9 protein-coding genes and 2 pseudogenes are annotated in these 10,931 nt (G+C 57.5%); 1 reads left to right on the top strand and 10 read right to left on the bottom strand.

Going from position 1 to position 10,931, the window contains the following annotated elements; all coding sequences use genetic code 11:
• Nucleotides 1–1,423 (bottom strand): annotated as a pseudogene (locus QMX86_RS25120) (hypothetical protein); the annotation flags it as partial.
• A 171-nt stretch (nucleotides 1,424–1,594) separates the two neighbouring features.
• Between QMX86_RS25120 and QMX86_RS25115 the strand changes: the two are divergent.
• Nucleotides 1,595–1,750, top strand: a pseudogene (locus QMX86_RS25115) (helix-turn-helix domain-containing protein); the annotation flags it as partial.
• Nucleotides 1,751–1,781: 31 nt separating this feature from the next.
• On the opposite strand, the gene QMX86_RS25110 reads toward QMX86_RS25115, so the two are convergent.
• From QMX86_RS25110 to pnuC, 9 genes are all read right to left on the bottom strand, one after another.
• A complete protein-coding gene (locus QMX86_RS25110) occupies nucleotides 1,782–4,004 on the bottom strand; it encodes a hypothetical protein (protein ID WP_282390420.1) in 2,223 nt (740 codons plus the stop codon).
• A gap of 229 nt (nucleotides 4,005–4,233) precedes the next feature.
• Entirely contained in the window at nucleotides 4,234–5,550 is a 1,317-nt protein-coding gene (locus QMX86_RS25105) for a hypothetical protein (RefSeq protein ID WP_041479694.1), read from the bottom strand.
• 45 nt (nucleotides 5,551–5,595) lie between these two features.
• Nucleotides 5,596–6,342 carry a hypothetical protein gene (locus QMX86_RS25100; RefSeq protein WP_282387170.1) on the bottom strand — a complete coding sequence of 249 codons (747 nt, stop codon included), beginning with the start codon at nucleotides 6,340–6,342 and terminating at the stop codon, nucleotides 5,596–5,598.
• 43 nt (nucleotides 6,343–6,385) lie between these two features.
• The gene (locus QMX86_RS25095) at nucleotides 6,386–7,066 is read right to left on the bottom strand and encodes a C39 family peptidase (RefSeq protein ID WP_024012915.1); all 681 of its coding nucleotides are present in this window, start codon (nucleotides 7,064–7,066) and stop codon (nucleotides 6,386–6,388) included.
• Nucleotides 7,067–7,130: 64 nt separating this feature from the next.
• Nucleotides 7,131–8,129, bottom strand: a complete 999-nt coding sequence (locus QMX86_RS25090; protein WP_122704344.1) for a heme utilization protein — start codon at nucleotides 8,127–8,129, stop codon at nucleotides 7,131–7,133.
• Between the two features lie 73 nt (nucleotides 8,130–8,202).
• Nucleotides 8,203–8,775, bottom strand: a complete 573-nt coding sequence (locus QMX86_RS25085) for an adhesin (RefSeq protein WP_122601745.1) — start codon at nucleotides 8,773–8,775, stop codon at nucleotides 8,203–8,205.
• A gap of 1 nt (nucleotide 8,776) precedes the next feature.
• On the bottom strand, nucleotides 8,777–9,226 hold the full coding sequence (locus QMX86_RS25080) for a hypothetical protein (RefSeq protein WP_282387168.1): 450 nt from the start codon (nucleotides 9,224–9,226) through the stop codon (nucleotides 8,777–8,779).
• A 322-nt stretch (nucleotides 9,227–9,548) separates the two neighbouring features.
• A complete protein-coding gene (locus QMX86_RS25075) occupies nucleotides 9,549–10,073 on the bottom strand; it encodes an AAA family ATPase (protein WP_282387167.1) in 525 nt (174 codons plus the stop codon).
• Nucleotides 10,070–10,633: a nicotinamide riboside transporter PnuC gene (gene pnuC / locus QMX86_RS25070; protein WP_110645256.1), complete on the bottom strand. Its 564-nt coding sequence runs from the start codon at nucleotides 10,631–10,633 to the stop codon at nucleotides 10,070–10,072. Before pnuC ends, QMX86_RS25075 begins: the two co-directional genes overlap by 4 nt.
• Nucleotides 10,634–10,931: the final 298 nt, after the last annotated feature.

The following is a 10,931-nucleotide window of genomic DNA, read 5'->3' as shown; positions in this document are numbered from 1 at the left end:
GCGTCACACTCTGCACCGGCGTCGGCTGTCCATTAACGATCAGGCTGTATATCAGCTCCACACTGCGCTGCAGATTTGCCCCGGTGACGGAGAAATCAATCTCGAATTGCACTTTCGGTTGTCCCGCCACGGGCTTTTGCTGGGGAGGTACTGAGCCGGCGCCGGGTCTGCCGGCGATTTCCAGTTTTACCTCGTGATTTGCGCCAAACGCGGCGGTGTCAAATACCACGGCAAAGCCATTCTGATGCCGGTTCGGGTCAAGTTTGTAATCCGGCGCCTCGACAACCGTTGGCGGTTTCAACTGACTGACTTCGCCAGTGATTGGAACAACAACGTCATTGGACGGACGCGCAGGTACGTTGGCGCGGAGTAACTTGTAGTTGGTCGTGGCCGAGCCATTGACCATGGCCCTGATCGAGGCATTGGCCAGCTTGAAATCGAAGTGCCCAGGCACGGCGCCGACCGTGTGTACCAACGGTCCGATCGTGACAGGTACTCCCTCAGGTGTCTGGCCGGTACACCTTAACTCGACCTCGTCTCCAATCTGGAAATCCGGCTGGGTGAAATAAACCCGTGCATCGGCGTCGCTCGTGCCCAGTACCTTCAGGTCGATGGTGGTGACGTTCTGGTTGTTGACCCAGATTGTTGGCGCTGGCAAGCGGCTGATGCTCAGGTCCACATTCACATAGGTGACTTTCGACCACGGCGCCTCTGGAACCGGGAAATTATTAACCCGGTCGAAGACCTGATAGCGCACTTCGATGTTTCTGCCGTTGCCTTGGTCTCTGATGACTTTTTCGGTGAAGGTGACGATGATCGGATTGTTGACCGGATCTTCGATCTGCTCTCTGGTGACCGGGTAGTACGTCACCACCTGATCTCCCCAACCACAACGAATGGTGTCGAAGACGGCGATGTTTTCATAAGGCACGATGAGCATGCGGATTTCCCGCCGGGCCATTTCCGCATCCACGCCTTGAGACGGATCAGGGCTCAGCGTGTAGAGCAGGCCGGAATGGCCGTCCTCGCTGTCGCGATCCAGGCCGCCTGGCCGTGTGAGCTGGACCCACATACGCAACACCGGCTCGGAGCTCACTGGCTCCTGACCCAAGCGTTTCACCGTGTAAAAGACGAGTGCTGCGCCATTGGTGACCTGGGCCCTGGGAATTTTGAATTCCAGCCGTTTATTCAGATTGTTTTCATCGACCGGTATCGTTCCGACAATGACGCCGTCATAAGACATTTGGCATTCGTCTTTCAGTGCCATACCTATCCACGGGTCTACGAAAACCCGCATATCGTCCTTGACGGTATCCAGCGATATGCCTCCGTGATAGTTCTCCGGCGTCTGCAAGTCGACCTTACCCTGTATGAAGGGAGGGATCAGGGCAAGAATGCGGTTTTCATCCAGCGGCTGGCTCATGGCAGTGCTCCGTTATGGGCCCGGTTGCAAGGTGCCAGGCGCTGGAGTCATGAAAGCGGATTTGAGGGCAGAGCGCACCTGTCAGATCTGACAGGTGTGGGTGTGTTTCCGATGAGTGGTCGATTTTTGGACTGGCGACAATGAACGTGCAAATTAAAAGTTCGCCACCTAGTTGGCTCGAGGGAGGATTACAAGACGCGGGCGGAACGGCAGGCGTTGTGTGATGTGTTGAATCGGCATAGTGATAATTTGAGTGTGGCCGCGAAAGTTTTAGGGGTTTCGCGGCCTACTTTTTATCGGTTGTTGCATAAGCATCAGATTAGGTAAATGCAAGAAATTGAAGTGCGGTAATCAAAGTTTAACTATCAATATTTTTTAGCCTAATGTTTTTAACAAAGAAGTTGTGTGTGCGGTTGTCCGCTTGAAAGACCAGCATAAGAGTCTTTGGCGTGGAGAACTTCGCCGAGCGAAAGCGTACAACTTCTTTTCGCCAGAAGTCGCTCTTAGGTGCCTCCCCGTGGTATTCAAGTACAGCGTTTTGATAAAAGCTGAACTTTATAGGAACTGCGCATCTGTAATCGAAGCTGAATTCAAGTTGGGTGTCCGTCTCAATGTCCTGAAAGCACTTCACAATGTTTACGGTGTTAGCGTAGCCACCTGAAGTTATGGTCTCTAAAAAATACTGTTCCGAGGAAAGACTGATTTTTGATATATGGCCGAAAGTGGCTAGTGTCCAATTATTCCAATCATAATTATCAAACGTAGTCAAATCATCCAACCCAGCCTTAACCCCATAACTCCTCACCCGACACCCAACCGCCTCACTCTCAACCGCCTCCTCATTCAACCCAACCTTCAAAACAACAACCAACCTCGAATCCGCCTTACACCCCCGCAACCACTCCACCTCTGCCAGATAACTCAACCCCACCCCCTGATCATGCGCTGCCCCCACAAACTGCTGCTTGACCCGCTCCCCACCCCCCGCAAACGTCTCCACATACTCCAACCAAATCGGTAACCCCATCCGCTGAAACGGCCAAGCCCCGCACAGTACCTTGGTGTCATCCTTGATCAACCCTACATCCAGCACCTCACCATCAAACCCTTCGAGCTTCGGCATCGGCATGCTCGACTGGAGCAACTCACCAATCACCAGCGTCACACTCTGCACCGGCGTCGGCTGTCCATTAACGATCAGGCTGTATATCAGCTCCACACTGCGCTGCAGATTTGCCCCGGTGACGGAGAAATCAATCTCGAATTGCACTTTCGATTGTCCAGCCACCGGCTTTTGCTGGGGAGGTACTGAGCCGGCGCCGGGTCTGCCGGCGATTTCCAGTTTTACCTCGTGATTTGCGCCAAACATCGAAGTGTCAAACACCGCGGTGAAGCCATTCTGATGCCGGTTCGGGTCAAGTTTGTAATCCGGCGCCTCGACAACCGTTGGCGGCTTCAACTGACTGACTTCGCCAGTGATCGGAACAACAACGTCATTGGACGGACGCGCAGGTACGTTGGCGCGGGTTAACTTGTAGTTGGTCGTGGCCGAGCCATTGACCATGGCCCTGATCGAGGCATTGGCCAGCTTGAAATCGAAGTGCCCAGGCACGGCGCCGACCATGTGTACCAACGGTCCGATCGTGACAGGTACTCCCTCTGGTGTCTGGCCGGTACACCTTAGTTCGACCTCGTCTCCAATCTGGAAATCCGGCGGGGTGAAATAAACCCGCGCATCGGCATCGCTCGTGCCCAGTACCTTCAGGTCGATGGTGGTGACGTTCTGGTTGTTGACCCAGATTGTTGGCGCCGGCAAGCGGCTGATGCTCAGGTCCACATTGACATAGGTGACTTTCGACCACGGCGCCTCTGGAACCGGGAAATTATTAACCCGGTCGAAGACCTGATAGCGCACTTCGATGTTCCTGCCGTTGCCTTGGTCTCTGATGACTTTTTCGGTGAAGGTGACGATGATCGGATTGTTGACCGGATCTTCGATCTGCTCTCTGGTGACCGGGTAGTACGTCACCACCTGATCTCCCCAACCACAACGAATGGTGTCGAAGACGGCAATGTTTTCATAAGGCACGATGAGCATGCGGATTTCCCGCCGGGCCATTTCCGCATCCACGCCTTGAGACGGATCAGGGCTCAGCGTGTAGAGCAGGCCGGAATGGCCGTCCTCGCTGTCGCGATCCAGGCCGCCTGGCCGTGTGAGCTGGACCCACATACGCAACACCGGCTCGGAGCTCACTGGCTCCTGACCCAAGCGTTTCACCGTGTAAAAGACGAGTGCTGCGCCATTGGTGACCTGGGCCCTGGGAATTTTGAATTCCAGCCGTTTATTCAGATTGTCTTCATCGACCGGTATCGTTCCGACAATGACGCCGTCATAAGACATTTGGCATTCGTCTTTCAGTGCCATACCTATCCACGGGTCTACGAAAACCCGCATATCGTCCTTGACGGTATCCAGCGATATACCTCCGTGATAGTTCTCCGGCGTCTGCAAGTCGACCTTACCCTGTATGAAGGGAGGGCTCAGGGCAAGAATGCGGTTTTCATCCAGCGGCTGGCTCATGGCAGTGCTCCGTTATGGGCCCGGTTGCAAGGTGCCAGGCGCTGGAGTCATCAAAGCGGATTTGAGGGCAGAGCGCACCTGTCAGATCTGACAGGTGTGGGTGTGTTTCCGATGAGTGGTCACCAGCAAGAGCCTGAGAATCAAAAGATCGCAGCCTTCGGCGGCTCCTGCAGGGATTACTCGAATCCCAATGCAGGAGCCGCAGAAGCCTGCGATCTTTTGCTTTTGCCTAGAAGTAATACGGGAATTTCAGGCTGAACGAAAAGTCCGGCGCATCATCCGTCATACCAATCGACAAGTTCGGCACGATCGTCAGATTGTCGGTTGCAGCAATGGTCATGCCGACGTTGAAGTAACCGGCGTTGGCATCACTGGACACCACCGATTCCCAATCGCCGCCGTCCTGTTTCAGCTTGCTCTTGCGTTGCACCAGGTCGGAGACCGAGAACGACATACTCATCTTCTCGTTAAGCGCGAAGGCGATGCCGGCGCCGATCTGGAAGCTGTCGCCAATCTTAACCTTGCCCGGGTTTTTCTGATTGACCGTAGAGCTGATGTCGTCGAACGACTCCTCGAGGTTGTGGGTGTAGGAAAGGCTGCCGAACAGCACCGCCGGGTCGAACGTCTTGACCAGCGAGATACCCGGCGTGATCGACCAGACGCCGTTGCCGGTGGGCAGGGTGTCGGGGACGAACAGGTTGGAGTTGGCGTCGGTCTGGCGCAGTTTGATGCCGAACGGGTCTTTGCCGGTCGGCGCCTTGACGCGCAAGGTGACGACGGCGTCCGGGGTGTTGACCGATTCGTCGAGGAACTTGTAGGCGATACCGAAGTTGACGTCGCCGATGGTTGGATCCTTGGTCACGGTTTCTTCGGTTGTTACGCCAGCCGCGCCCTCGTTGCCGCCGCCGGATTGATACGTCGACTCGCGATAGATCACCGGCACGTTCAGGTCGAACTGCCAGCGGTTATCGAAGTTGTAGCGGCCGGTGAGGTCCAGGGTCCAGGTGTCGGCCTTGATCCGGTCGAGGTTGATGTTGCCGAGGAAAATCGAATCCAGCGCAAGGAAACCGTTGAGGATCAACTGGCGGGTGTCGTAGCGCGAATAGGTCAGGCCGGTTTCCACGCTGAACTTGCCGCCGCCAAAGAAACCGCTGGCCTCGTCATACAGGTTGGAAACGCTCTGCGCCGGTTGTGAATCATCGGCCAGCGATTGACCGTAGGAAGCGCCACTGCCCCCGGCGGCGCCTCCCGATGCAGCAGCCGCACCGGTGCCTGTGGCGGCTCCGGCGGCGACGCGATTGCCTTTCATGTCGGACGGCGATTTGGCCAGCCGTTTTGGCGGTGGGGCGGCGGGTGTTTCTTCTACCTGGCGGACCCGTTGTTCAAGTACCGCCAGCGCTTGTTGTTGTTGTTCGTATCGTTGTCTCAGTTCCAGAAGTTCCCGTTTCAGGGCTTCTACATCGGCGTCGGGTGCTGCTTGCAGCATTGCCGCCGGGAGAAGGGTACTCAAACACACTGCAGCACGCAGTGATACTGATCGATACATGAATAAGCCGTCCCTTTAAGCCCAATGATCGAGACTCAGCGTAGTTCAATATCCGATATTGCGTAGGGCGCCGAGTTGGGTCAGGTTGCAATCCAGTGCACCGGCGCTTCTGCCGTTATTGTTAAGTACGACGTTGAGTTGCGTAAGGTTGTTGACCACGTTGGCGCTGCCCAGCAATCGGGTGTTCTGCAGCAGCCCGCCCTGGGCGACTTGTTGCAGTGCTGTGCCTTGATTGCCGCTGGCCTGAATGGCCATTTGCACGCCACCGCCATTGGCCGAAACCGCGACACTGCCGGCGCCGTTGCTGCCGCTGATGGTCTGCCCGGCGATGAGGGCCTGGCCCTGCGACGGCACCAGTGCCGGGGCCTGACTGGCTTCGCTGACGTTGATCGCGACGTTGTTGTTGGCGGTGTTGCCATCGCCGGCGGCGCGTACGCTTTGCGTCACACCCTGGCTGCTGTTGAGGCCGGCGCCACCGATTACGCTGCCGGTGCCTGCGGTGAGGGCGCTGCCGTTGCCCGACTCCTTGATGGTCGAGACGTAGAATTCCGGTTTGACGGTTGCGGCCTGGATCTGCATCGAGGTCGCGGCCCCGATCAAGTCGCCGCTGGCGTTGCGCCAGGTGCTGCTCATGACAATGCCGAAGCTGATGATCCGCCCCGGCATTACGTAACGACCGCGCAGCTCGGCGAGCTCCTGGTCCTTGATTTCGATGGGTTTGAATCCGGCATGGGCTAAACCTGACGCACTCGCTGCCAGGCAGGCGGCGGCCAGCCAGTATGAGCTTTTCATCTGCTGCTCCCGGGACATCCAGTCCCATTCTCTAACTCGGCGATTAAAAGAAGTCGCTCTGAATGAACCCGAAATCCATCAATTCCGCATCTTTGACCGGGTTGAAACTGTCCAGCGAGTTCTTCGCCGTCAGCGGCACCGGAGGGCTGCGCAAGGCGTTGGCCTTGTCGTAACCGGGGCCGACGATGGCAAAGACAATGCCGTTCCAACCTTTGACAAAGTCGTCGTGCTTGTAGCGTTTGTGGCCGAGAACCGGGTCACCGATGTAGACCCAATCCTTGTCCGAACGCTGCAGGACGACGAAATGCTTGTAACCACGAATGTCCATCAGAACCACCACCGGAATGGTCACCGCTTCGAGTTTTTCGGGCGGGATCCGGTAGCCACGGGCGCGCATGCCGATGCTTTCTACGTAGCGCTTCATGTCGAGCATGGAGAAACCCTGGGTTCGCACCAGGTCCTGGTCAGCGTTGACCAGCATGCCTTTGATGATGTGCTCCTCATCGACGTCGAGCCAATAGGCCTGGCGCAGGACCGTTGCCAGTGCAGCAGCGCCGCAGCTGAAGTCGGTTTTCTGTTCGACGATGTCGGCAAACTTGCGCTCACGAATGCTTTGCACGTCCTTGTAGACCAGCACGCCACCCGGCAGGGCAGCCACGGGCATCTGGGCCGCCTGAGTCAGGCCGCACAGACAAAGCAGAGCGAGGAGGGCAGGAGTCCGCATGATCGAATACGCCTTGTGGAACCGAGGAAAAGCCCCGTTGCCGGGGCTTTCGTTTCGATCGCGATTACATGCAGGCTTTGCAACCTGCGGCGATGGACAGCGAGTTGCTTTGTTGGTTGCCCACACCCGCCGAGACGTTGGCTCCGCCGTTGCCGGAGAAGTTGTTCATCGAGTTGGTCATGTTGGCGTTGTTGACGACTGGAGTTTTCCAGCCATCTTTGGTCAACACTTGTTGGGTGGTGACGCCAGCGAGGCCAAAAGTACCCACGGCTTCGAACTTGGCTTTCTGATCATCGTTGCCGCCATGGCCGCCGCCACGGTTGCCCCAACCGCCGTGGTTGTCGTCTTCGATGGTCGCAGTGCCTTTGGCTTTGAATACGCCAGCGGCTGCATAAGTACCGGTGAGGGTGTCGGTTTTGTAAGCCTGCACGCCTTTGTTTTCCACGACCAGGCCAGTCGAGGACTGGTTGGCAGAGGCAGCGGCCTGCGCTACACGACCACCGGAAACGGCGATGGCCAGGTTGTTTTTCTGTTGGTTGAAGTTGCCCGAGCTCACGTTGATGCCGATGTTGCCGGAACCATTGTTGCCTGCATTGCTGAGCGTGGCGTTGTTGAAGGTGGACGAGTTTTTCACGTAGTTGTTGTTGTTCACCTGAGTCGCGCTCGAGGCGGCAACAGCATTGCCGAAAATGAAGCTTTCGTCAGCGGTGGCCAGTGCAGCAGCGTTGTCCTGCTGGTTGCCGTCGCCGGCGGCGACGTTGGCGCCCATGTTGCCGTTGGAGCCGTTGAGCGAGTCGCTGGCATTGGCGTTGTTCAGGGTGCCCTGGTTTTTTACCACGTTGCCGTCGCTGTTTTGTGCGTCGAGTACAGCGGCGCCGGCGCCTGCGGTGATTTGCAGCAGTTGTTCAAGATTCGGACCTTGTGGCTGGCCGTGACCGTTGCCATGTCCATTGCCGTGCCCGTTACCATGATCATTGTCACCACGGCCGCCAGCCTGTGCTGCCATTGCCATCACTGCTGCGAGTGCGAAAACCAGTGGTTTGAGAGCCATTGTAGGTTTCATGGTTGTTTCTCCGTCGTGCTTATTAGTTGGTTAAGTGTTGGGACTTTTCTAATTGCACTGCTTTTTGTTTGGGTCAGTCTGCGACCCGGATGCTCAGGGTGTTAGCCATGCGGTTCCCCACCCCGGCACTCTGGTTCACCTGGATTACCCCACGGCTGCCGGTGAAGGCCTGATCACTTGTCGTGACCTGGCGACTGCCGATCGAGGTACCAGTTGCTCCTGAGCTCGGTAAAAACGCCACGTTCTGTTGTGAAAGGGCGCTGTCGTCAACGCTCTGCGGGCCGGCACTGATGCTGACGCGCGTGACGTTGGCCATTTGGTTGTTGGCACCGGCGCCCTGGTTAACACCGAGGATGCCGTTGCCATTGCTGAAAGAGTTGCCGCCGATGTTGGCGCTCGCGTCGATGGCGCGGCTGGCAGGCGTGTCGATGGTTTGCCTGACGTTGGTGGTGGCATGGGCTTCGGTGCCGATGGCAATCGCCTTGGTGTTGGCTTGTTGCATCTGGTCACCGGCGGCCTGGTTGACGTTGAAGTTGCCGCGATACTGCGCGCCGGAATCCTGAATATTGGCCTTGTTCACTGAAGCCGAATCGGCCATGGCGCTGGTGCAGCCGAGCAGGGCGAGAAGCAGCAGGGTGCGATTCATGTCATTGGCCTCCGGCCATGCGAGTCAGAGGCGCCAGCCCGGTGCTCATCGCCCGGTTGACCGTGTTGGAGATCGAGGCGCCAGAACCACCGCCGCTGCCAGTGCGCATACCGGGCAGGCCGTTCTGGTTGGTCAGGGTGTTCATGCCGGGCAGGTTGGAACTGGGCGTGGTCATGTTGCCGCGAATCGATGAGCCGCTGGCGACACTGGCGAAATCACCGTCAGTGAGTTCGGTACTGCTGAGGGTCTGGTTGATCCGCGCCGAAGGGTTGGCGTTGACCGTGGTCGGATAGGGGTCTTTGCCGCCATTGCGACCGATCGCGATGGGTTGAACGTCGCGGTTGAGGACGATCACTCCATTGACTTCGGCCTGGGCGCTGGCACTGATCAATGCGCTGGCGGCTGATCCGATCAGCAGGAGGCAGGTCAGGCTTTTATTGAAATTCCCCACGGCTGCAATTCCTTCTTCAGTGGGCTGGGTTATTCAGCGTTGTGAAGGAGAGAGCGAAAGCTGTGCCGGTTTTGAATTATCGCGTTATTTCAATGGGTTAGGTGTTTTTGAGAATTGCTCAGTGCGGGCACTGTTTCAGCGCTGAGACACATGCAGGGGCGCTTGAACGATGCTTGACGTTGGAAAGCTCTGGAACAAGGGTTTGCGCCGATGTGTTTCATCGGCGTAACAGGTGACGTGACGGAGTGATGAACAGCGTTTGGACGGGGGCTTTGCGCGGTGAGGAGTGTTTCAAAAACGGACAGTTTCGTCCCAAGGCGGCTCAGCTGGACAGCAAAAGCTCGACCGCGGCAAAGGCGTGGGCGTGCCGTTCGGCCCAATTGCCCTCGATAACTTGCAATGGCTGTTGATGCTCAATCAACCAGGCGCGGGTGGCTTCGAAAAAGGCCATGCGATCCGCAAGATCCGGTTGGCAGCGCTGGCCGTCTTCGGCCCAGTCGACTTGTTGCGGCGACAGCAGCAGGTGCAGGTCGTAATGGCGCGTGAGCAGTTCTTTTTCCAGCCAGGCCGGGCAGTCGCCGAACAGGGTCTGGCTCCAAAGGATATTGCTCAGCAGATGGGTGTCGAGAATCAGCAGTTCGGGTTGTTTCGCCCGTGCCTGATCTTCCCATTGCAACTGGCCCCGGGCGATATCAGGGATATCCGCGAGGCAAGTGTCGCGTGGGTTGTCTTCGATGAACCGACGAACATATTCATCAACGCGCACGCCGCCGAAACGCTGCTCCAGGCCTGCCGCCAGCCAGCTCTTGCCGGTGGATTCCGGGCCGGTGAGAACAACGACTTTCATGTGCGCAACGCCGGATCGGCACGCCATTCCCGCCAGCCTTGCACCGCGAGCAAGGTAAACAGCGCATACAGGCCAGCAGTCAGATAGAGGCCTTTATAGATGAACAGGCCGACAAAGATCACATCGAGGACGAACCACAACGCCCAGCATTGCAGGCGTTTTTGCGCCATCCACAGTTGCGCCACCAGACTGAAACCGGTGAGCGCGGCATCGAGCCACGGCTGTGCGGCGTCGGTCCAGTGCGCCATCGCCGCGCCCAGCAACACACTGCCGATCGCCCCAACGCCGAGGCCGAGCACCATCGAGCGTGGGTCGAGGCGGGTAACCTGGCGACCGTCATGCAGCGTCCCGGCGCGGGTCCACTGCCACCAGCCGTAGATCTGCAGCGCGGCGTAGATCACTTGCAGCAACATGTCCGAATACAGCTTCACCTCAAAGAAGATCCAGCTGTAGAGCAACACCATGACCAGCCCGATCGGCCAGCACCACGGATTCTGCTTGACCGTCAGCCACACGGCGATGACACCGAGGGCAGCGGCAAACAGTTCAAGCCCGGACATGTCAGATCCTTGGGGGAGTTGAGAAGGGGGCGGATTGTACTGCATTAGTCAGGTCAAAAGCCCCTCACCCTAACCCTCTCCCAGAGGGAGAGGGAACTGATCGCGTTGTTTGGTCGTGGTACGCCGACCTGGAATATCGCGTCGAACGCAGATCATGAAAAGCGCAGTGATCTGCGATCAAAAGCCCCTCACCCTAACCCTCTCCCAGAGGGAGAGGGAACTGATCGCGTTGTTTGGTCGTGGTACGCCGACCTGGAATATCGCGTCGAACGCAGATCATGAAAAGCGCAGTGATCTG

Origin of the sequence: Pseudomonas sp. PS01270, assembly GCF_029959775.1 — a bacterium.
Lineage (GTDB): Bacteria > Pseudomonadota > Gammaproteobacteria > Pseudomonadales > Pseudomonadaceae > Aquipseudomonas > Aquipseudomonas atacamensis.
Note: the sequence above shows the minus strand (reverse complement) of the source record. Positions and strands in the feature narration are given on the sequence as shown.